Here is a 21,959-nt window from a genome sequence, read left to right on the forward strand (position 1 = left end):
CGTGGCGGACCGGCAGCGTGAACAGCTGTGGCGAAGGTGCCGCCGGCTGGCCGAAACCGCGGCGCTGCCCGAGCCATTCGACTCGGGGCGATTCGTGGCGGGCATCGCCGCCGGCCGGGGACGGCCCATCGAGCTGATGCCGGTGAACACCCCGTCCGGCGGGCCCTGCGGCCTGCTGATGAGTACCGAGCGCGCCGACTACATCCTTTATCCGACCAACACCACGGCCTTGCACCGCCGGCACATCCTGCTGCACGAAGTCGGGCATCTGCTGTGCGGCCACGTCGGTTCCGACGCGGGCGCGGACGGCGCGGCCATCGACTCCGCCGCCAGCCGTCAGCTGATGCCGAGCCTCTCGGCCGAGCTCGTCCGCCGAGTGCTCGGGCGGACCACGTACACGGCTGTCGAAGAGCAGGAGGCCGAGCTGGTCGCGTCGCTCATCGCGCAGCGCGTCGCCCGCGGCTCGGGCACGCGCCCGGCCGTGGAGGCCGACGAGAGTAGTGGCTTCGACGGCGGGATGGCCCGCATGGACAACCTGTTCGGCGGCAAGCCGCGCCGCCGGCACCCGTGAGCGAGACGCTGGCGTACCTGGCCTGCGTGCTCGGGTTCGCCGGCTTCAGCGCCAAACTGCTGGAGGCGGGACGCGACCAGCCGGCGAAACGGCTCTGGTACCTGTCCGGCTTCGGCATCTGCATCGCGCTGGGGATCACCGTCGGCACCGAGGCCATGGACACGCTGACCGGGCACACGCAGTGGTACGCGCAGTTCGCGACGTTCGCCGGCGACGCGTTGAAGATCGGCGCGATCGGCTTCACGGTGGCGTTCGCGCGGTCGATGCGCCTGGGCGACGGCGCGAAGTTCGGCTGGCACGCGGTGGTGACGTGGGTAGTGCTGCTGACGGAGGCGGTGCTGTTCGTGCTCGCCTCGCCGATTCGGTCCGGCGACGTCACCGTGGCGGCCGGGGCCGGGCGGCCGTACTACTTCCTGTACGAGCTGATGTTCGTCGTCTACGGCGTGCCGAGCCTGATCCTGCTGGCGTCGGTCTTCGCGCGCTTCGCCGTGCGCGCCCGGGGCGGGCCTCTTCGCTTGGGGCTGTGGCTGATAGTCGCGGGCGTGGTCGCTGCGGTGGCGTGGACGCTGTGGGACCTCGACGATCTTCGCCAGGTCGCGCAGACCGGCCAGGTCGACGCGACGGACGACCTGCCCTCGGCCGCGCTCGGGGCGTCTTGCGTGGTGCTGGCGGTGGCGGGCGCGACGCTGTCGGCATGGGGACCTTCGCTCGCCGCGCCGATCCGGTGGCTGCGCGCGTACCGGGGCTACCGCCGGATCGAGCCACTGTGGACAGTCCTGCGTGACGCCGTGCCGGGCATCGCCCTCGATCCGGCGCGCGGGCTCGGCGGGGTGGAGTTCGCGTTGTACCGCCGCGTGATCGAGATCCGCGACGGGCACCTCGCGCTGCGGCCGTACTTCGACCCGGAGCTGCCTTCGCGGGTGGAAGCGCTCGCGCGCCGCCAGGGCGTGCCGGCCGGCGACGTCGTCGCGACCACCGAAGCGGCGGCGCTGGCCGCGGCCCTCGTCGCGAGCGAAGCGGGCCACCGTTACCAGCCCGACGACGCCGACGGCCCGGCCGGCGCGCCCGTCGACGCGGACGTCCTCGCCGAGGCGGCGTGGCTGGTCCAGGTGGCCCGGGCGTGGCGGCATTCGGCCGTGGTGCGCCAGATTCGTGGCGAAGCCCAGCGGGAACTGGGAATTTCGGCCTGACACCTGGGTTTCCGGCCCGGGCGATTCGAGTGCGTGGACGGGCTTGATGGTCCGAATAGCCCTCCGCCGTGCACACTACTGCGCTATGCGTGGTACCGTTCCAAGCGTAAGACTGGAGGGTGCCGTGGAGATCAGTCAGCTGCTCAAGGGAGTGCTGGACCTGGCTGTGCTGGCGGTGCTGCGCGAGGACGACGGGTACGGCTACGACGTGCTTCGAAGACTTCGGGTGGCCGGCCTGGAGGAAGTGGGCGATGCGTCGGTGTACGGGACGTTGCGGCGGCTCTACAAGGCCGGGCTGCTGACCTCGTACGTGGTGCCGAGCGAGGAAGGCCCGCACCGCAAGTACTACAGCCTGAACGAGCCGGGGCGCTCGCGACTGGCCGAGTCGGGGAAGACCTGGCAGAGCTTCGCGTCGACGATGAACGATTTGTTGGGGGAGGCGGCATGAGCGCGGAAAGTCCTTGTACGGCAACGCGAATCCGTGCCGCTGGGCCGGTGGCCCGCGTGACACAGGAGGCAGCATGAGTACGGAGAAGCCCACCGCCGTGCGGGTGTACCTGGCGAGGGTCCGCACCGCGCTCGCCGATCTGCCCGCGGGGGAGGTCGAGGAGATCCTGGAGGACGTCCGGCCGCACCTGGCCGAGATGGAGGCGGAGCTGGGGCCGTCCGCGCGGGTCGAGGCGCTGATCGAGCGGCTGGGCACGCCGGAGAGCTACGCCGCCGAGCTGCGGTCGTCCGGCGGCTATCCGTCGCCGGCCGACGGCGCGGCGACGACCGTGCTCAAGACGCCCAAGGAGCAGAGCCTGTTCGGGGCCCGTTTCGCCTTGTGGGGCTTGGTGTTCTGCGCCGCGGGGCTGGCGCTGTTCGCGTTCGGCGCCGGGGTGTCGGTGAACGCGGGCGCGCTGCTGGGGCTGCTCCTGCTGGCGCCGGTGTTCGCGCTGAGCCTGTGGTTCCTCCACCGCCGGGGTGTCGCGGCGGTGGCCGCGCTGCCCGAGGCGGTCCGGGCCCGCGAGGCGGTGGGCAAGTTCCGCGAGGACCACAAGGGCGACCGGGCGCTCTCGTACCTCGGCACGCTCAAGCCCGCCTGGTGGGTGGTCTGCGCGGCGGTGCTGGTGGCGTTCGGGCTGTTCCTGATGCTGCGGCACTCGTACGCGCTGCTGATGCTGCCGTTCCTGGTCGCGGCCGCGGTCGCGGTGGTGTGGGCCGGCCCGCGCGCGTCCGCCGACCGGCGGCTGCTGTGGGTCGTGGTGCCGGTGTCGGCGTTTGTGATCGGCGGCGGCCTCGGCGGGGTCGGCGCGATGATCGACCGGGTCGGCCATTCCTCGTACGGCTCGGGCACACCGTCCTACGTCACCTCGTATGCGTCGGACGACGAGTACGGCAACCAGCAATTGCGCTACGGCAACGAAGAGCTGAAGAACGTCTACGCCTTCGACGCCGACGGCAAGCCGCTCACCGACGTCTACCTCTACGACGAGCAGGGCCGCCCGCTCACCATCACCCGTTACGGCTGCGAGCAAAGCTCCGGAACGGAAGCCCGCCGCGGCGTGGACAACCGCTTCCCGCGGCCGCAACTGGTGCAGGGCACGCAAGACGCGAACGGCAACCTCGACGGCTACAACGGCTACCGCGGCTATTGCCACGAGGTAACCGGCGTCCCCTTCGCGGCGGCGATCCCGAAGCCGATCCCGGCGCCGTCGGGCAAGCCGTCCGGTGCGCCGGAAAGTCCGAAGCCGAGTGCTCCGGCTACGTCGAGCTCGGCTGTGCCGACGAGCTCTGCTCCGCCTACGCGGTAGGGGTAGCCTCGCTGTGTCGCGCCGGGGGTGAGGTGGTCGCTTGGCCTCGCGGGTAGGGCGGCAGTGGGGCTGCCCTGCTTGCGGGGTAAGGCGATTCGTGGTCTTGCTTCATTCACGAAGCGGCGCGGCGGGGGTCGTGCGACGGGTGAGTGGGGCGGCGCAGGGACGGGGGAGCGGAGGTCGGGGCCGCTCTCCCGTTTCTATAACCGGTGCTGGGCGCTTCCTGTCAGCGGCGGATGCAGTCTTGGAGGCCAACGGGTTCCCAGCCAGGTGGGCACGGCGGGGTGCCGTAGTCGAGGGAGAGGTAGATGGTCAGGCCGATGAGCAGGGCCAGCGCGGGGATGCCGTAGCGGCGCCACCATCGCCACAGGCAGCGGCGCTCGCCGCAGAGGGGCATTTCGCCTTCTCGGTGGCCTGGTTCGTGCCAGCAGGTTGGTTCGAACCAGGGGATGCGTCGGTTGTCCTCGGGCGGGAGAGCGCCGGTGCGGCGGTGGGACGGGCTCACCAGCAGCAGTGACAGGACGATCCGCAGGTGCGGCAGATGGTGCGCCGGCCGTGCTTCTCGATGCAGGTGCACGAGTGGTCGAAGCCGGGCAGTCGTCGAATCGGGTCGAGGGTGGGTGTTCGTGGTTGGCGGTGCACGGTGGTCGCCTTCCCGGTGAAACGGCGCGGGCCGCCTCCCGTGGTGGGAGGGGATGGGCGGCAGCGTTAGCGTTTGCATCGGGCTACGGGAGTCGCCTGACCGGGGAGCGAAACGACGACGGTCCGGAGCGCACAAGGTCGGCGGACCGGGGGAAAGGTCGGCGGACCAGAGAGAGGAAGGCGGCCCGACCGGGGCGGGGAAGGCCGCCCGACCGGGAGCGGAAGGTCGCGGGCGCGGAAGGCTGGGGACCGGGGGCGAAAGTCGGGGGCCGGGAGCGAAGCGGGGTGCGGAGGACCGGGGAGCGGGGCTCGAAGGCCCGGGGAGGGGCAGAGAAAAGCCCGGGCGCCCAGGTCACGTGGACCCGGACGCCCGGACTGGGAAGGACGAACGTCAGTGCGGCAAAACCGTCAGTGCAGCAGACCCGATCGAGCCGAAAGATCCGCCAGCAGCGCGCGGCCCTTCTCGGCGTTGCGGGGCTGCGACAGCACGTCGTAGCGCTGCGCGACCAGCTGGCTCTGCGAGACGAAACCGCGCTTGTTGCGGTTGGCCGCGTAGCCCAGTGCGCCGAACAGCAGGTTGAACCCGACGCCGGCGACCAGGCCGAGCAGAATCGGGATCAGGCCGGCCGCCGGGTTGAGCAGGCTCAGCACCAGGCCGAGGAACAGGCCGAACACCGCGCCGGACATGGCCGCGCTGCCGAGCAGCTTGCCCCAGGTCATCCGGCCCGCGATGCGCTCCACGAGCATCGGCTGGACGCCCACGATCGTCACGTCGGTGACCGGGAAGTCCGTGCTCGCGAGGTGGTCGACCGCGCGCTGTGCCTGCTCGTAGGACTCGTAGGAGCCGATCGGCCAGCCCGTCGGCATGGTCGGGAGCTGCGGCCGCGCCTGAGCCCGGCCCGCCGTGGTCTGCGTGAATGCTTCAGTCATCCCTCTCACCTCTCTTGCCCTGTCCAACGCACGCGAGGGCGAGTTTGGTCCCATTCCACCACGATTCACAGATTCTTCTCAGCCGGGCAACCCGGACATACGCGACCGGTACGCAATGGATCTGAAAAATACCTTTGATCGGATTGACCCGGCCGGGCTGACCCGGTAGGAAGAACCTGCAAAGGATCGGATCCAAACCTTTGGACGGTGCGATGGTCAGCAGGCGCGGCTTCCTCACCCTCGACGCGCTCCGGGCGCAGGTCGAGGCGGGCACGATCGACACCGTGCTCGTGGCGATCACCGACATGCAGGGCAGGCTCCAGGGCAAGCGCTGCTCGGCCGAGTACTTCCTCGAAGAGGTGGTCGGGCACGCCACCGAGGCGTGCAACTACCTGCTCGCGGTGGACGTCGACATGAACACCGTCGACGGGTACGCGATCTCGTCGTGGGAGAGCGGTTACGGCGACTTCGTGCTCCGGCCCGACTTCGCCACCCTGCGCCGGGTGCCGTGGCAGGAGGGCACGGCGATGGTGCTCGCGGACGTCGAGCGTGTGCAGGGCGGCCCGGTCGCCCCGTCGCCGCGGCAGGTGCTGCGCCGTCAGCTCGACCGGCTCGCCGAGCGTGGGCTGGCCGCGTTCGTGGGCACTGAGCTGGAGTTCATCGTCTTCGACGACAGTTACGAGACCGCGTGGGACAAGCGCTACCACGACCTCAAGCCCGCCAACCAGTACAACGTGGACTACTCGATGCTCGGCACCGCGCGCCTCGAGCCGCTGCTGCGCCGCATCCGCAACGACATGGCCGGCGCCGGGCTGTACCCCGAGTCGGCGAAGGGCGAGTGCAACCTCGGCCAGCAGGAGATCGCGTTCCGCTTCGCCGACGCGCTCACCACGTGCGACAACCACAGCGTCTACAAGAACGGCGCCAAGGAGATCGCCGCGCAGGAGGGCAAGAGCCTCACCTTCATGGCGAAGTACAACGAGCGCGAAGGCAACTCCTGCCACATCCACATCAGCCTCCGCTCGACCGACGGCGGCGCCGTGCTGGCCGGCGACGGCGACCACGGCTTCTCGCCGCTGATGGAGCACTTCCTCGCCGGGCAGCTGGCCGCGCTGCGCGAGCTGACCTACTTCCTCGCCCCGAACATCAACTCCTACAAGCGGTTCGTGCCCGGCAGCTTCGCGCCGACGGCCGTCGCGTGGGGCACCGACAACCGCACCTGCGCGCTGCGCGTGGTGGGCCACGGCGAGTCGCTGCGGGTGGAGAACCGGGTGCCGGGCGGCGACGTGAACCCGTACCTGGCAGTGGCCGCGCTGATCGCCGCCGGCCTGCACGGCATCGAGAACGAGCTGCCGCTGGAGCCGGAGTTCACCGGCAACGCCTACTCCTCGGGCAAGCCGACCGTGCCTACCACTCTGGGCGAGGCCGCCGGCACGCTCGCGACCAGCGAGATCGCCCGCGCCGCGTTCGGCGACGACGTGGTGGAGCACTACCTCAACGCCGCCAAGATCGAACGGGAGGCGTTCGAGAAGGCCGTCACCGACTGGGAGCGGGTCCGTGGTTTCGAGCGGCTCTAGCGAAAACCCGGTCATCGGCCTCACCTCGTACGTGGAGCAGGCGAAGTTCCTGGCCTGGGACACCGAAGCCGCGCTGCTGCACCGGGTGTACCTCGACTGCGTGGTGGCCGCGGGCGGCATCCCCGTGCTGCTGCCGCCGGTGACCGACGCGCACGACCGGCTCGTTTCCACTGTGGACGGTCTGGTGCTCACCGGCGGCGCCGACGTGGACCCGGCTCGGTACGGCCAGGCGCCGCACGAGAAGACCTACACCCGGCCGGACCGTGACGCGTTCGAGTTCGGCTTGCTCGCGGCCGCGCGCCGCGCGCACGTGCCGGTGCTCGGGGTGTGCCGTGGCCTGCAGGTGATCAACGTCGCGCTCGGCGGGACGCTGGCGCAGCACCTGCCGGAGACCGTCGGGGACACCGCGCATCAGCCCGCGCCCGCGGTTTTTGGGCCTGGCATCGTCTCGCTCACCGAGGGCAGCCGTGCGGCCGCGATCCTTGGGCCGGAAGCGAAAACGCTCTGTTACCACCATCAGGCGATCGACCGGCTCGGCGACGGGCTGGTCGCCACCGGGCACTCGGCCGACGGCACCGTCGAGGCCGCCGAGTCGCCGGGCGAAGACTTCCTGCTCGGGGTCCAATGGCACCCGGAGCAGGACACCGACGACATCCGGCTGTTCAAAGCACTGGTCGAAGCAGCAAGGGAGAACAGATGACTGCGTCTGACGCCGCCTCCGCGGGAGGGAGTGCGTCGGCGGTGTTCGACGTGATCAACCCCGCCACCGAGCAGGTGGTGCGGTCGGTCGCGCTGACGAGCGCCGAGGAGACCGACGCGGCGATCGCCCGGGCCCAGGCGGCGTTCCCGGCCTGGCGCGACGTCGCCCCGGGGGACCGGGCGCGGCTGCTGCGCCGGTTCGCCGATGCCGTCGAGGGCGACATCGAGAACCTCGCGCGCCTGGAGGTCACCAACTCCGGCCACACCATCGGCAACGCGCGGTGGGAGGCGGGCAACGTCCGCGACGTGCTGAACTACTACTCCGCCACCCCGGAACGTCTGATCGGGCAGCAGATCCCGGTGCCGGGCGGGGTGAACGTCACCTTCCACGAGCCGCTGGGCGTGGTCGGCGTGATCGTGCCGTGGAACTTCCCGATGCCGATCGCCGGCTGGGGTTTCGCGCCCGCGCTCGCCGCGGGCAACACCGTGGTGCTCAAGCCGGCCGAGCTGACGCCGCTGACGGCGGTGCGGCTGGCCGAGCTGGCCCGCGAGGCCGGTATCCCCGAGGACGTCTTCCAGGTGCTGCCCGGCAAGGGCTCGGTGGTGGGACAGCGATTCGTCGACAATCCGGCCGTGCGCAAGGTCGTGTTCACCGGCTCCACCGAGGTCGGCAAGCAGATCATGGCGGGCTGCTCCGCCCAGGTGAAACGGGTGACGCTGGAGCTGGGCGGGAAGAACGCGAACGTCGTGTTCGCCGACGCCGACCTGGAGAAAGCCGCCGCGACCGCGCCGTACGGGGTGTTCGACAACGCCGGGCAGGACTGCTGCGCCCGTTCACTGATCCTCGTCCAAGCGTCCGTGTACGACCGTTTCATGGAACTGCTCGAACCTGCTGTACGTGGCGTGGTCGTCGGCGATCCGGGCGACGAGAAGACCGAGATGGGCCCGCTGATTTCGGCCGGGCACCACGCGAAAGTCTCCTCTTACGTCACCGAGGACACCCCGGTCGCCTTCCGCGGCAGCGCGCCGGACGGGCCGGGCTTCTGGTTCGCGCCGACCGTCGTCACCCCGCCGGACCTGGCCGACCCGCTGGCCGCGGACGAGATCTTCGGCCCGGTGGTCGCGGTGGTCCCGTTCACCGGCGAGGCCGACGCGGTCCGGATGGCGAACCACACCGAGTACGGCCTGTCCGGCTCGATCTGGACCCGCGACGTCGGGCGCGCGTTCCGCGTCGCGCGCGGGGTCGAGGCCGGGAACCTGTCGGTGAACTCGCACTCGTCGGTGCGGTACTGGACGCCGTTCGGCGGGTTCAAGCAGTCCGGCCTCGGCCGGGAGCTGGGCCCGGACGCCGCGGCGGCGTTCACCGAGACCAAGAACGTTTTCCTGAGCACGGAAGAGTAGGGAAAGAGATGGTGCAGCGTTTCGAAGGCCGCGTCGCGGTGATCACCGGCGGCGCGAGCGGCATCGGCCTCGCCTCGGCGCGGCGGCTGGCGAGCGAGGGCGCGAAGATCGTGATCGGCGACCTCACGCCGGAGGCGGGCAAGGCCGCGGCGGACGAGGTCGGCGGCCTGTTCGTGCCGACCGACGTCACCGACGCCGAACAGGTGGAGGCCCTCTTCGCGACGGCCGTGGAGCAGTTCGGCTCGGTCGACGTCGCGTTCAACAACGCCGGCATCTCGCCGCCGGAGGACGACTCGATCCTGACCACCGGCATCGAGGCCTGGGAGCGGGTCCAGCGGGTCAACCTGACCTCGGTGTACCTGTGCTGCAAGGCCGCGCTGCCGCACATGCAGCGCCAGGGCAAGGGCTCGATCATCAACACCGCGTCGTTCGTCGCGGTGATGGGCGCCGCGACCTCGCAGATCTCCTACACCGCGTCCAAGGGCGGGGTGCTTTCGATGAGCCGCGAGCTGGGCGTGCAGTTCGCGCGGGAGAACATCCGCGTGAACGCGCTGTGCCCCGGCCCGGTGAACACCCCGCTGCTCAAGGAGCTGTTCGCGAAGGACCCCGAGCGCGCGGCCCGCCGCCTGGTGCACGTGCCTGTCGGCCGCTTCGCCGAGCCTGAGGAGATCGCGGCCGCCGTGGCCTTCCTGGCCAGCGACGACGCCAGCTTCATCACCGCCTCGCAGTTCCTGGTGGACGGCGGGATCTCGGGCGCCTACGTCACGCCGCTGTAATCGCGGGAAAACCGGGGCATGGTGGCCGGTGCCGGTGAGATGCTGGCCGCCATGAACCTTCGCAAGAGCCTGGACCGGCTGCCGTCCGGCGGCGTCGCGCAGCGCGTTTTCGGCGAGCCGCTCGAGTCGCCGGACGGGGCCATGGTCATCCCGGTCGTCCGGACCGCCGGCCTGCGCGGCGACGTGCCCAAGCCGGTCGGCGTGTTCGTGATCCACGACGGCAAGGCGCAGTGGGAGCCCGCCGTCGACGCGAACCGGATCGCGCTGATGGGCACGGTGGTCGGCTTGGCCGCAGCGGTCATCTCGACGCTCGCGGTGCTCCGCCGTCCGCCGTGGCCGGATCTGTCGGTCGAAGGGCTGGCCGCGTTGGCCAAGCGGCAGAAGGGGTAGGCGCGCCGTCATGGCCAGGGGTGTGTCGTAGGCCGGAAGAGGTAGACTCGCGCGCAAAGCGGCAGGTACGGTGGCCGCACCGCAGGATCTCCACAACTGAATATCGGGCCGTTCGAGCCGGAGCGGGAGAGCCCCACGCACGCAGTGGGGCACCGAAGGAGCAAACTCCCCGGAATCTCTCAGGTACCCACTACCGCTTCGCGCGAGGCCACTCTGGAAAGCAGGCGCACCCGCGCCTCACCCAAGGTGAAAGCCGTGTTCCGCACGGTGAAACTCTCAGGTGCCCATGACAGAGGGGGAGTTCCCAGTGCACCGCTGCGCCCGGTGCCCGTCCCGAGGAGCTCCCATCACCTCCACCCCCTTCGACGCCCGCCACATCGGCCCCGCTGAGGCCGAGCGGGCCAAGATGCTCGCCGAAACCGGGCACGGAAGCCTGGACGCCCTCGTCGAGGCGGCGGTGCCCTCGGCCATCCGCGCCACCCGTGACCTGGACCTGCCCGCGGCGGCCAGCGAGGAAGAGGCCACCGCGGAGCTGCGCGCGCTGGCGGCGCTCAACCGCCCGATGACGCAGATGATCGGCCTCGGCTACTCCGACACCGTCACCCCCGGCGTGATCCGCCGCAACGTGCTGGAGAACCCGGCCTGGTACACCGCGTACACGCCGTACCAGCCGGAGATCTCGCAAGGACGGCTCGAGGCGCTGCTGAACTTCCAGACCATGGTCGCCGACCTCACCGGCCTGGCCACCGCGAACGCGTCGCTGCTGGACGAGTCGACCGCCGTCGCCGAGGCCATGACGTTGATGCGCCGGGCTTCGAAGGCCAAGTCGAACGTGGTCGTGCTCGACGCCGAGTGCCTGCCGCAGACGATCGCGGTGGTGCGCACGCGCGCCGCGGCGCTGGGCATCGACGTGCAGGTGCGCGACCTGCTGACCGGGCTGCCCGAGGAGTTCTTCGGCGTGGTCGTGCAGTACCCGGGCGCGTCCGGCGTGCTGCGGGGACGCGGTTTCTACCAGGCCGTTTCCGAGGCCGCGAAGGCCGCGGGCGCGCTGTACACGGTGGCCGCGGACCTGCTGGCGCTCACCCTGATCACCTCGCCCGGCGAGTTCGGCGCCGACGTGGCGGCCGGCTCGACGCAGCGTTTCGGCGTGCCGCTCGGCTACGGCGGCCCGCACGCCGGGTACATGGCCGTGCGCGCCGGGCTGGAGCGCTCGCTGCCCGGCCGTCTCGTGGGCGTCTCGGTGGACGCCGACGGCAACTCCGCGTACCGGCTCGCGCTGCAGACGCGTGAGCAGCACATCCGCCGCGAGAAGGCGACGTCCAACATCTGCACCGCGCAGGTGCTGCCGGCCGTGCTCGCCGCGATGTACGCGGTCTACCACGGCCCGGACGGCTTGCAGGCCATCGCGAACCGCGTGCACAGACTGGCCGCCGGGCTCGCGGACGCCTTGCGCGCCGGCGGGGTCGAGGTCGTGCACGAGTCCTTCTTCGACACGGTCGTGGCGCACGTCCCGGGCCGCGCCGCGGAGGTCCACGCCGCCGCGCGTGAGGCCGGGATCAACCTCGGCCACGTCGACGCCGACCACGTGCGCATCGCCTGCGACGAGGTGACACGCCCGGACACGATCGCGAAGGTGCTCCGCGCGTTCGGCGTGGACGGCGAGTGGGCCACAGCCACCGCGCTGCCGAACGGCATCGTGCGCGAGAGCGGCTTCATGGGCCACGAGGTGTTCAGCACCCATCGCTCCGAGACGGCCATGCTGCGGTACCTGCGCCGGCTGTCCGATCAGGACTACGCGCTCGACCGCGGCATGATCCCGCTCGGCTCCTGCACGATGAAGCTCAACGCCACCACGGAAATGGAGCCGATCAGCTGGCGCGAGTTCGCGGGCATCCACCCGTTCGCGCCCGCCGAGGACGCCCAGGGCTACCACGTGCTGGTCGAGCAGCTTGCCGGCTGGCTCGCCGAGGTGACCGGCTACGACCAGGTGTCGTTGCAGCCGAACGCGGGCAGCCAGGGCGAGCTGGCGGGCCTGCTCGCCATCCGCGGCTACCACCACGCGAATGGCCAGCCCGAGCGCGACGTCTGCCTGATCCCGTCGTCCGCGCACGGCACGAACGCCGCTTCGGCGGTGCTCGCGGGCATGCGTGTGGTCGTGGTCAAGTGCACCGACGAGGGCAACGTCGACCTGGCCGACCTCCAGGCCAAGGTGGACGCCCACCGCGAGACGCTCGCGGCGATCATGGTCACCTACCCGTCCACGCACGGCGTTTACGAGCACGGCATCGAGCGGCTCGCGAAGATCGTGCACGACGGCGGCGGCCAGGTCTACGTCGACGGCGCGAACCTGAACGCGTTGCTGGGCCTGGCGAAGCCGGGTGAGTTCGGCGGCGACGTCTCGCACCTGAACCTGCACAAGACGTTCTGCATCCCGCACGGCGGCGGCGGCCCCGGCGTCGGCCCGGTCGCGGTGCGCGCGCACCTCGCGCCGTACCTGCCGAACCACCCGCTGCTGGACCAGGCCGGCCCGGCCACCGGCGTCGGCCCGATCAGCGGCGCGCCGTACGGCTCGGCGTCGATCCTGCCGATCTCCTGGGCGTACGTCCGGATGATGGGCGGCCCCGGCCTGACCACGGCCACCAAGGTAGCGGTGCTCGCCGCGAACTACGTCGCCTCGCGCCTTTCGCCGCACTTCCCGGTGCTCTACACCGGACAGGACGGCCTGGTCGCGCACGAGTGCATCCTCGACCTGCGCGGCATCACCAAGGAGACCGGCGTGACGGTCGACGACGTCGCGAAGCGGCTCATCGACTACGGCTTCCACGCGCCGACCATGTCGTTCCCGGTCGCCGGCACGCTGATGGTCGAGCCCACCGAGAGCGAGGACCTGGGCGAGATCGACCGGTTCATCGCGGCGATGATCGCCATCCGCGGCGAGATCGACCAGGTCGCGGCCGGCCGGTGGACCGCCGGGACCAGCCCGCTGCGCGGCGCCCCGCACACCGCGGAGGCGCTGGTCGGCGAGTGGACCGCGGACTACGACCGCGAGCTGGCGGTGTACCCGGCCGGGGTGTCGCGCAAGAACAAGTACTGGCCGCCGGTCCGGCGCATCGACGGCGCGCGCGGCGACCGCAACCTCGTCTGCTCCTGCCCGCCCCTCAACGCTTACGAAGGCTGACCCCGTGTCGAAAGAGACGTCCCTGCACGGAGTCCACAAGGGACTCGGCGCGCTGTTCACCGACTTCGCGGGCTGGTCGATGCCCGTGCGCTACGCCAGTGAACTGGCCGAGCACAAGGCCGTCCGCGAGGCGGCGGGCCTGTTCGACCTGTCGCACATGGCCGAGATCCACGTCCGCGGCGCGCAGGCCGCGGACGTGCTCGACTTCGCGCTGGTCGGCAACCTGTCCGGGGTCAAGCCGGGCCGGGCGCGGTACACGATGATCTGCGACGCCGACGGCGGTGTGCTGGACGACCTGGTGGTCTACCGGCTCGCCGACGAGGAGTACCTGGTGGTCGCGAACGCCGGCAACGCCGACGTGGTCGCCGCGGCGCTGGCCGAGCGCGTGACCGGGTTCGACGCCGTGGTGGAGAACCGTTCCGAGGAGACCGCGCTGCTCGCCGTCCAGGGCCCGAAGGCCGTGGAGATCGTCGGCGCGGTGACGGACGCGGACCTGGGCGCGCTGAAGTACTACGCCAGCGTCCCGGCCGTGGTGAACGGGCACAACGTGCTCCTGGCCCGCACCGGCTACACCGGTGAGGACGGCTTCGAGCTGTACGTGCCGGCCGCCGAGGCGCCGTCGGTGTGGCGGATCCTGACCGAGGCCGGGGAGCCGCACGGCCTGGTCCCGGCCGGGCTGGCCTGCCGCGACACCCTGCGTCTCGAAGCCGGAATGCCGTTGTACGGCAACGAACTCAGCCTCCAGCTCAGCCCGTTCGAGGCCGGGCTGGGGCGCGTGGTGAAGTTCGAGAAGCCGGGTGACTTCGTCGGGCGCGCCGCGTTGGAGGAGCTGGCCAAGGCGGACGTTCCGCGCGTGCGCGTCGGGTTGCGTGGCGCAGGGCGACGCGCGCCGCGCCATGGCTACCGGTTGCTGGACAGTGAAACCGAAGTCGGCGAGGTGACCAGTGGCGCGCTGTCGCCGACGCTGGGGTACCCGATCGCCATGGCGTACGTCGATCGGGCGTACACCGAGCCCGGCACAAAGCTTTCCGTCGACATCAGGGGCAGGATCGAGCCCGTCGAGGTCGTTGCCCTGCCCTTCTACTCCCGAGCCTGAAAGCCCGAGGTCTGAGAACGTGAGCATTCCCCAGAACCTGTCCTACACCAAGGAACACGAGTGGCTGTCGGTCGTCGACGGCGTGGCCACCGTGGGCATCACCGCCTTCGCCGCGGAGTCGCTCGGCGACATCGTGTTCGTGCAGCTGCCCGCCGTGGGCGCCACGATCACCGCGGGCGAGGTGTTCGGCGAGGTCGAGTCGACCAAGTCGGTCAGTGAGCTGTACTCGCCGGTGAGCGGCGAGGTGGTCGGGGTGAACGAGACCACATCGGACACCCCCGAGGTGATCAACTCGGACCCTTACACCGAAGGATGGCTCCTGAAGGTGCGGCTGACCGGGGACACGCCCGAGCTGCTCGACGCCGCTGCTTACGCCGAGCTGACCCAGGAGAACTGATGACGACTTTCGACGCCCCGCTGTCCGTTGTGGACCCCGAGGTCGCCGCGGCGGTGGCGGCCGAGCTGGACCGCCAGCAGTCCACCCTGGAGATGATCGCGTCCGAGAACTTCGCGCCGCTGGGCGTGCTCGAGGCGCAGGGCTCGGTGCTGACCAACAAGTACGCCGAGGGGTACCCGGGCCGCCGGTACTACGGCGGGTGCGAGCACGTCGACGTCGTCGAGCAGCTGGCGATCGACCGGGCCAAGGCGCTGTTCGGCGCCGAGCACGCGAACGTGCAGCCGCACTCGGGTGCGCAGGCCAACGCGGCGGCGATGTTCGCCGTGCTGAAGCCGGGGGACACGATCCTCGGGCTCGACCTGGCGCACGGCGGGCACCTGACGCACGGGATGAAGATCAACTTCTCCGGCAAGCTGTACAACGTGGTCGCCTACCACGTCGACAAGGAGACCGGGATCGTCGACCTGGCCGAGATCGAGCGGCTGGCCGTCGAGCACAAGCCGAAGCTGATCATCGCCGGCTGGTCGGCCTACCCGCGTCAGCTGGACTTCGCCGCGTTCCGGCGCATCGCCGACCGGGTCGACGCCAAGCTGATGGTGGACATGGCGCACTTCGCCGGGCTCGTGGCCGCGGGGCTGCACCCGTCGCCGGTGCCGCACGCCGACATCGTCACCACCACCACGCACAAGACCCTCGGCGGCCCGCGCGGCGGCCTGATCCTGTGCCGCGAGGAGCTGGCGAAGAAGGTCAACTCGGCGGTGTTCCCCGGCCAGCAGGGCGGGCCGCTGGAGCACGTGATCGCGGCGAAGGCCGTGGCGCTGAAGATCGCCGCGACCGAGGAGTTCCGCGAGCGGCAGGAGCGGACCCTGGCGGGCTCGCGGATCCTGGCCGACCGGCTGTCGCGTTCGGACTGCGCCGAGGCGGGCGTGCGGGTGCTCACCGGCGGCACCGACGTGCACCTGATGCTGGTCGACCTGGTCAACTCCGAGCTGAACGGCCAGGAGGCCGAGGACCGGCTGCACTCGGTGGGCATCACGGTGAACCGCAACGCGGTGCCGTTCGACCCGCGCCCGCCGATGGTCACCTCCGGCCTGCGCATCGGCACCCCGGCCCTGGCCACCCGCGGCTTCGGCGCCGAAGACTTCACCGAGGTCGCCGACGTCATCGCCGAGGCGCTCAAACCCGACTTCGACGAGTCCGTGCGGCAGACGCTCAGCGCCCGCGTCGAACTGCTGGCCAAGAAGCACCCGCTGTACGCGGACCTGGCCCGATGAGCGCGGCGCCCGAGGGGCGGAAGTTGTTGCGGCTGGAGGTCCGTAACAGTGAGACGCCGATTGAGAAGAAGCCGTCGTGGATCAAGACTCGGGTGCGGATGGGTCCTGAGTTCACGGAGTTGAAGGGCCTGGTCCGTCGCGAGGGCCTGCACACCGTCTGCGAAGAAGCCGGCTGTCCCAACATCTATGAATGCTGGGAGGACCGTGAAGCTACCTTCTTGATCGGTGGTGACCAGTGCACCCGTCGGTGTGACTTCTGTCAGATCGACACGGGTAAGCCGTCGGCGTTGGATCGCTCCGAGCCTCGCAAGGTCGCTGAATCCGTGCAGGCGATGGGGTTGCGGTACTCGACGGTCACCGGTGTCGCTCGTGATGACCTCGACGATGGTGGCGCCTGGCTTTATGCGGAGACGGTCCGCCAGATTCACGAGCTGAACCCGGGCACGGGTGTGGAGTTGCTGATCCCGGACTTCAACGCCGACCCGGCGCAGCTGGCGGAGGTGTTCGGTTCGCGTCCGGAGGTGTTGGCGCACAATGTGGAGACGGTGCCGCGGATCTTCAAGCGGATCCGTCCCGGTTTCCGGTATGCGCGGTCGTTGGAGGTCATCACCCGGGCTCGTGAGGCGGGTTTGGTGACGAAGTCGAACCTGATCCTCGGCATGGGCGAAACCCCCGACGAGGTCACCGAGGCGATGCGGGATCTGGTCGACGCGGGTTGCGAGATCCTGACCATCACCCAGTACCTGCGCCCCTCACCCCGCCACCACCCCGTCGACCGGTGGGTGAAGCCGGAGGAGTTCGTGGAGCACTCCAAGACCGCCGAATCGCTGGGCTTCGCCGGTGTGATGGCGGGTCCGTTGGTCCGCTCGTCCTACCGTGCGGGACGGCTGTACGCGCAGACCAAGGCCCACCGCGGCGAAACCCTCCCGGACAACCTCTCCCACCTCGCAGAGCAGGGTCCGGCCGCACAAGAGGCCAGCTCCCTGCTCACCAGATAAGGGGCACGATCAATGGCGATCAGCGTCTTCGACTTGTTTTCGGTCGGCATCGGGCCGTCCAGCTCGCACACCGTCGGCCCGATGCGCGCCGCCCGGACCTTTGTGGACGGTCTCGCCGAGGAAGGCGCCCTGGGCAGCGTGGCCCGGGTGCAGGCGGAGCTGTTCGGCTCGCTCGGCGCGACCGGCTTCGGCCACGGCAGCGACAAGGCCGTGCTGCTCGGGCTGTCCGGTGAGCGGCCCGAGGAGATCAACACCGACACGGTGCCGGCGAAGGTGGCCGCGATCCGCGAGTCCGGCCGGCTGCTCGTGCGCGGTGAGCACGAGGTCGTGTTCGTCGAGGACACCGATCTGACCATGCACCGGCGCAAGTCGCTGCCGGCGCACCCCAACGGCATGGTGTTCCGCGCCTTCGACGCCGAGGGCGGGCTGCTGCGCGAGCGCACGTACTACTCGGTCGGCGGCGGCTTCGTCCGCGACGAGTCCTACGAGACGGACGCGGTGTTCGTCGAGGACTCGACCCCGGTGCCGTACCCGTTCCGCACCGGCGCGGACCTGCTGAAGCACTGCGCCGACACGGGTTTGCCGGCCAGCGAGATCATGATGCGCAACGAGCTGTCCTGGCGCACACGCGAAGAGGTGCGCTCCGGGCTGCTGGCGATCTGGGCCGTGATGGCCGAGTGCGTCGAAAACGGCTGCGCCCACGAGGGCGTGCTACCCGGTGGGCTGAAGGTGCCGCGGCGCGCGAAAGCCTTGCACGACAAGCTGATCGCCGAAGACGGGGTGGGCGATCCGTTGTATGCGATGGACTGGGTGAGCCTGTACGCGCTGGCCGTCAACGAGGAGAACGCCGCCGGTGGCCGCGTGGTGACCGCACCGACGAACGGCGCCGCCGGCATCATCCCCGCCGTGCTGCACTACTACCAGCGCTTCATCCGCGGCTCTTCGGACGACGGCATCGTCACGTTCCTGCTCACCGCGGGCGCGATCGGCTCGATCCTCAAGCAGACCGGGTCGATCTCGGGTGCCGAGGTGGGCTGCCAGGGTGAGGTCGGCTCGGCCTCGGCCATGGCGGCGGCCGCGCTGACCGAGGTGCTGGGCGGCTCGCCGGCGCAGGTGGAGAACGCCGCCGAGATCGGCGTCGAGCACCACCTGGGGCTGACCTGCGACCCGGTCGGCGGCCTGGTGCAGATCCCGTGCATCGAGCGCAACGCGGTCGGCGCGTCCAAGGCGATCCACGCCGCCCGCATGGCCATGCGCGGCGACGGCAGCCACGTGGTCACCCTGGACAAGGCGATCAAGACGATGCGCGAGACCGGCGCGGACATGAGCGTGAAGTACAAGGAGACGGCGCGCGGCGGCCTGGCCGTCAACGTGATCGAGTGCTGATTTCCTTGGCCTGAAAGGGTTTCAGTGGGCCGGGCGGGCGGTGAGCCGCAGCCCGGTCTCCACCAGGAACCAGCCGAGGCGCTCCTTCGGAGGACGGCGGTGCGGCCGGTGCCGCCGTCGGGCGGCCGTGTGGAGTTCGGCCTGGCGGTCGTGCACGAACTGCTCGGTGAAGACGTGGTGCAGCATGGCTGTTTCCCCAGTTCTGGCTGTCACTGCTCGGATTCGGGACGGGCGGTGCGCGGGAACGCCGCCCAGTGCGTGACCACGGAGTCGTCACCGGGCCGTGGGTCGCGGCGGTACTTCTCGATCAGCGCGTGCGCCTCTTCGCTCATCGCCAGCGCTTCGTCGGGGGTCAGGGAGAGCCGGACGTTGTCGAACATCGCCTTGTCGGCCCAGCGGTCGATCCACTGCGGCAGCTCGGCGATGAACTGCGCCTCGTCCCGGTAGCGCTGCTCGACGACCTGGTGCAGGTACGTGGTGACCGGACCGGCCAGTTCGGGGTCGTCGAGGAAGTCCGCCGCGCGCAGTTTGGTCGAGTCCTGGGCCGGCTTCCACCAGCGCTCGCGTTTGGAACCGCGTTCGGTGTCCTCGACGACCAGGCCCGCGTCGGCGAGCTGGCGAAGGTGCCACGACGTGGTGCCGGAACTCTCCCCGACGCGCTTGCCGAGGCCGGTGGCCGTGGCCGGGCCGTCCTCCTCCAGCAGGTCGAGCAGCCGGATCCGCAGCGGATGGGCCACGGCGCGCAGCGTCTTCGCGTCGAGGATCCGCTGTTTCCGGCCGGTGCTGTCCGAGGTCATGGCCCCACCCTAGACCACAGAGACTTCTCTGCAAAGAGTCCTCTGCAATTGAGTGAGCGTGGGCGTCTCGCCCGTCCGGCCTAGACTCGGGGAGTGGAGTCGACGTCGGTGGTGAGCGCGGGGGAGGCACTGTTCCGGCCCGTGCGCGCCGGCAACGCCTTCGAAGAGACCGTGGAGCGGCTGCTCCAGTCCATCCGGCTCGGGGTGGTCGGCGCGGGGGAGCGGCTGCCGTCCGAGCGGGAGCTGGCCGAGCGGCTCGGCGTCAGCCGGGTGACGCTGCGGGAGGCGATCCGCGCGCTGGCCGACGCCGGGTACGTCGAGTCGAGGCGCGGGCGTTACGGCGGCACGTTCGTCAACCAGAGCCTGCCCGAGCCCGCCGAGGGCAGCCCCGGGGACGTGGACGCCGCGGCGTTCGAGGACGCGCTCTGCCTGCGTCACGTGCTGGAGACCGGGGCCGCCGAGGCCGCCGCCGCGCGCACGCTCTCCCCGGCCGACCGCCGCCACCTCACCGGCACGCTCGGCGAGGCCGCGACCGCCGGATTGGCCGACTACCGGCGCAAGGACTCCCGGCTGCACCTGGCGATCGCCGAGGTCACCGCGTCCGGCTCGCTGACCACCGCGATGGCCGACGCCCGCATGCGCGTGAACCAGCTGCTCGACCGGATCCCGCTACTGGAGCCCAATCTGGAGCACTCGAACGCCCAGCACGCGGCGATCGTCGACGCGATACTGGCGGGCGACCCGGTGGCCGCGCGGCAGGCGATGGCCGAGCACATCGAAGGCACCGCGTCACTGCTGCGCGCCTTCCTCGCGTGAATTTTTCACCGATCCCGCAGAACCTTTTCCCCCGGCCGCACGTCGTCCATTCGTGGAAGCCGAGACGGATGGTGCTGCCGAAAGTGATCCGACCGACCCCGAGGACCGCACTGACGATTCCCGTGTGCCCCGTCGCCGCACCTGGCGCAGGATCCGCCGCGTCGCCTACTGCGTTTTCGGCGTCGGCATCGGCCTGCCGCTGATCGCGTTCTGGATCGCCTACCTGCTGCTGGACGTCCGCAGCCCGCAGGACGTGCTCGCGTCACTGGACAAAACGGTGGTGCTGAAGTACTCCGACGGCAGCGAGCTGCTCAAGGTCCCGCCGGCCGAGGGCGATCGCCTGTTCGTGCCGTATGCGAAGGTGCCGGAGAAGCTGCGCGACGCGATCATCGCGACCGAGGACCCGACATTCTGGGACAACGCCGGCTTCGACCCCACCGGCATCGGCCGCGCTTTCCTGACCGGCGTCGGTGGCGGTTCCGGCATCACGCAGCAGTACATCAAGAAATCCACCGGCGACGACGACGCGACGATCGGACGCAAGCTCGAGGAGCTGGTGCTCGCCACGAAGATCACGCAGCAGCAGAGCAAGGAGCAGATCTTCGAGAGCTACGTCAACATCATCTCGTTCGGCCGCGGCACGTTCGGCCCCGCGGCGGCGATGAACGCGTACTTCGGCCGGAACCTCGACGACAGCATGACCTGGAGCGAAGCCGCCTTCCTGGCCGGGATGATCCAGTCGCCCTCGGTGCACGACCCCGCGGTGTCGGGCGACGCGCACGCGGCCAAGCGCTGGGATTACGTGCGGAACAAGGTCGTCGAGCGTGGTTATGTCAAGGGCGCGGATGCGGCGGCGATGGCGTATCCGGGCGCGGAGATCCAGGCGCCGTCGGAGACGCGCGCGAGCCGGCTGACCTACGACGAGTACCACGTCAAACAGCAGGTGCTCGCCGAGCTGGAGCAGGACGGGTTCCCGCTTTCCCGGCTGCAGCAAGGAAACCTGACCGTGCAGACGACGCTGGACCGCGGGGCGCAGGCCGCCGCGCGCTCGTCGCTGGCCGACCGGCTGAAGGGCGAGCCCAAGGAGTTCCGCGGCGGGCTGGTGTCCGTTGACCCGTCGACCGGTGCGGTGCGCGCGTACGACGGGGGCGACAACGGCGTGCGCGACTACGCCGGTTCGGAGCACGCGGCGGGCTCCGCGTTCTACCCGTTCACCCTCGCCGCCGGGCTGCGCAAGGGAATTTCGCCCGATCAGCCGGTGCCGGCGCCGGATCGGGTCAGCTTCCTGGGCGAGGAGTTCGTCTACCCCAACCGCTGCGGCAAACCCTGCACCCTGCGCGGCGCCATGGCCTCGGGCGCGGACACCCCGTTCATCGGGCTGGCCGGCAAGGTCGGGCCCGACGCGCTGAGCGAGACGGCGCGCGACGCCGGGATCCCGGAGACCATCAACGGCGCGCGGACGCTGCGGGAAAAGGACGGTTACCTGATCGGCTCGGGCATCGCCGTCGGCCGGTACCCGTTGCGGCCGCTGGACTTGGCCGGCGCGTACGCGAGCTTCGCCGACGGCGGCCTGCGCACCACGCCGCACCTGGTGGAGAAGGTCCTCGACCAGAACGGCGAAGTCGTGTGGCAGCACGACAACACGGCCAAACCCGCCTTCGACGCCGACCCGGGCGTGAGCAAGCGCATCGCCGACGGCGTGACCGGCGTGCTCCAGACCGCCCTGCCCGACGGCCGCCCCGCAGCGCTGCGCACCGGCGAGTTCCAGCACGGCGACTCCACCGACAACCAGGACGGCTGGGCGATCGGCTACACCCCGCAGCTGGCCACGGCCGTGTGGATCGGCTCCGACGACGATCGTCGCCTGTTCGACGCCACGGGCGCCAAGCTGGTCGGCGCGACCGTGCCCGCCGACGTCTGGCGGGTGTTCATGACCCAGACGCACAAATCGCTGCCGGTCCGCTGGAACTCCCCGGTCCTGATGCCGCCGGGGATCAAACCCGGCGTGCCCTTCCAGCGGGGCCCTGGCTCGTGAGGTCTCTGAA

21 protein-coding genes and 1 riboswitch are annotated in these 21,959 nt (G+C 70.6%); of the genes, 17 read left to right on the forward strand and 4 right to left on the reverse strand.

Translation table 11 applies throughout. The features are described 5' to 3' along the window. The first annotated feature begins 1 nt into the window (after position 1). The 4 genes from OG371_RS25430 (at position 2) to OG371_RS25445 (ending at position 3,557) form a co-directional block, all read left to right on the forward strand. Positions 2-571, forward strand: coding sequence for a hypothetical protein (locus tag OG371_RS25430; protein ID WP_329057626.1), 570 nt, complete (start codon positions 2-4; stop codon positions 569-571). After that, positions 568-1,761 carry an MAB_1171c family putative transporter gene (locus tag OG371_RS25435; RefSeq protein WP_329057627.1) on the forward strand — a complete coding sequence of 398 codons (1,194 nt, stop codon included), beginning with the start codon at positions 568-570 and terminating at the stop codon, positions 1,759-1,761. The genes OG371_RS25430 and OG371_RS25435 overlap by 4 nt, the downstream gene beginning before the upstream one ends. 124 nt (positions 1,762-1,885) lie before the next feature. Continuing rightward, positions 1,886-2,209, forward strand: a complete 324-nt coding sequence (locus OG371_RS25440) for a PadR family transcriptional regulator (RefSeq protein WP_329057628.1) — start codon at positions 1,886-1,888, stop codon at positions 2,207-2,209. Positions 2,210-2,282: 73 nt separating this feature from the next. Further along, entirely contained in the window at positions 2,283-3,557 is a 1,275-nt protein-coding gene (locus tag OG371_RS25445) for a DUF1700 domain-containing protein (RefSeq protein ID WP_329057629.1), read from the forward strand. Between the two features lie 226 nt (positions 3,558-3,783). Here the strand turns inward: OG371_RS25445 and OG371_RS25450 are convergent, their stop codons facing one another. Then, positions 3,784-3,954 carry a hypothetical protein gene (locus tag OG371_RS25450; RefSeq protein ID WP_329057630.1) on the reverse strand — a complete coding sequence of 57 codons (171 nt, stop codon included), beginning with the start codon at positions 3,952-3,954 and terminating at the stop codon, positions 3,784-3,786. 653 nt (positions 3,955-4,607) lie between these two features. Then, on the reverse strand, positions 4,608-5,129 hold the full coding sequence (locus OG371_RS25455; protein WP_091623353.1) for a general stress protein: 522 nt from the start codon (positions 5,127-5,129) through the stop codon (positions 4,608-4,610). Between the two features lie 212 nt (positions 5,130-5,341). Between OG371_RS25455 and OG371_RS25460 the strand changes: the two genes are divergently transcribed. The 11 genes from OG371_RS25460 (at position 5,342) to OG371_RS25510 (ending at position 18,301) form a co-directional block, all read left to right on the forward strand. Next, positions 5,342-6,706 (forward strand): glutamine synthetase family protein, encoded by a 1,365-nt coding sequence (locus OG371_RS25460; RefSeq protein ID WP_329057631.1) that lies wholly within the window; start codon positions 5,342-5,344, stop codon positions 6,704-6,706. Beyond that, on the forward strand, positions 6,687-7,406 hold the full coding sequence (locus tag OG371_RS25465; RefSeq protein ID WP_329057632.1) for a gamma-glutamyl-gamma-aminobutyrate hydrolase family protein: 720 nt from the start codon (positions 6,687-6,689) through the stop codon (positions 7,404-7,406). Before OG371_RS25460 ends, OG371_RS25465 begins: the two co-directional genes overlap by 20 nt. Further along, complete coding sequence (locus tag OG371_RS25470; RefSeq protein WP_329057633.1) at positions 7,403-8,806, forward strand: aldehyde dehydrogenase family protein; 1,404 nt, start codon at positions 7,403-7,405, stop codon at positions 8,804-8,806. Before OG371_RS25465 ends, OG371_RS25470 begins: the two co-directional genes overlap by 4 nt. 8 nt (positions 8,807-8,814) lie before the next feature. Continuing rightward, the gene (locus OG371_RS25475) at positions 8,815-9,582 is read left to right on the forward strand and encodes a 3-oxoacyl-ACP reductase (RefSeq protein WP_329057634.1); all 768 of its coding nucleotides are present in this window, start codon (positions 8,815-8,817) and stop codon (positions 9,580-9,582) included. 51 nt (positions 9,583-9,633) lie between these two features. Further along, on the forward strand, positions 9,634-9,972 hold the full coding sequence (locus OG371_RS25480) for a hypothetical protein (protein WP_329057636.1): 339 nt from the start codon (positions 9,634-9,636) through the stop codon (positions 9,970-9,972). A gap of 113 nt (positions 9,973-10,085) precedes the next feature. Continuing rightward, positions 10,086-10,178: riboswitch (glycine riboswitch) on the forward strand. A gap of 140 nt (positions 10,179-10,318) precedes the next feature. Continuing rightward, complete coding sequence (gene gcvP / locus OG371_RS25485; protein ID WP_329073260.1) at positions 10,319-13,150, forward strand: aminomethyl-transferring glycine dehydrogenase; 2,832 nt, start codon at positions 10,319-10,321, stop codon at positions 13,148-13,150. Between the two features lie 4 nt (positions 13,151-13,154). Continuing rightward, positions 13,155-14,246 (forward strand): glycine cleavage system aminomethyltransferase GcvT, encoded by a 1,092-nt coding sequence (gene gcvT / locus OG371_RS25490; RefSeq protein ID WP_329057637.1) that lies wholly within the window; start codon positions 13,155-13,157, stop codon positions 14,244-14,246. A gap of 19 nt (positions 14,247-14,265) precedes the next feature. Continuing rightward, positions 14,266-14,643, forward strand: a complete 378-nt coding sequence (gene gcvH, locus OG371_RS25495) for a glycine cleavage system protein GcvH (RefSeq protein WP_329057639.1) — start codon at positions 14,266-14,268, stop codon at positions 14,641-14,643. After that, positions 14,643-15,917, forward strand: a complete 1,275-nt coding sequence (gene glyA / locus OG371_RS25500) for a serine hydroxymethyltransferase (RefSeq protein WP_329057640.1) — start codon at positions 14,643-14,645, stop codon at positions 15,915-15,917. The genes gcvH and glyA overlap by 1 nt, the downstream gene beginning before the upstream one ends. Then, positions 15,914-16,915 carry a lipoyl synthase gene (lipA, locus tag OG371_RS25505; RefSeq protein ID WP_329057641.1) on the forward strand — a complete coding sequence of 334 codons (1,002 nt, stop codon included), beginning with the start codon at positions 15,914-15,916 and terminating at the stop codon, positions 16,913-16,915. Before glyA ends, lipA begins: the two co-directional genes overlap by 4 nt. A 12-nt stretch (positions 16,916-16,927) precedes the next feature. Further along, the gene (locus tag OG371_RS25510) at positions 16,928-18,301 is read left to right on the forward strand and encodes an L-serine ammonia-lyase (RefSeq protein ID WP_329057642.1); all 1,374 of its coding nucleotides are present in this window, start codon (positions 16,928-16,930) and stop codon (positions 18,299-18,301) included. Positions 18,302-18,322: 21 nt separating this feature from the next. Here OG371_RS25510 and OG371_RS25515 read toward each other — a convergent pair whose 3' ends face one another. Next, positions 18,323-18,487: a hypothetical protein gene (locus OG371_RS25515; RefSeq protein ID WP_329057643.1), complete on the reverse strand. Its 165-nt coding sequence runs from the start codon at positions 18,485-18,487 to the stop codon at positions 18,323-18,325. A 23-nt stretch (positions 18,488-18,510) separates the two neighbouring features. Then, positions 18,511-19,098: a helix-turn-helix domain-containing protein gene (locus OG371_RS25520; protein ID WP_329057644.1), complete on the reverse strand. Its 588-nt coding sequence runs from the start codon at positions 19,096-19,098 to the stop codon at positions 18,511-18,513. Between the two features lie 93 nt (positions 19,099-19,191). On the opposite strand from OG371_RS25520, the gene OG371_RS25525 reads away from it, so the two are divergent. After that, complete coding sequence (locus OG371_RS25525) at positions 19,192-19,914, forward strand: FadR/GntR family transcriptional regulator (protein ID WP_329057645.1); 723 nt, start codon at positions 19,192-19,194, stop codon at positions 19,912-19,914. 124 nt (positions 19,915-20,038) lie between these two features. Continuing rightward, positions 20,039-21,949, forward strand: coding sequence for a transglycosylase domain-containing protein (locus OG371_RS25530; protein ID WP_329057646.1), 1,911 nt, complete (start codon positions 20,039-20,041; stop codon positions 21,947-21,949). The last annotated feature ends 10 nt before the right edge of the window (positions 21,950-21,959 follow it).

It is taken from the genome of Amycolatopsis sp. NBC_01480 (assembly GCF_036227205.1).
GTDB lineage: Bacteria > Actinomycetota > Actinomycetes > Mycobacteriales > Pseudonocardiaceae > Amycolatopsis.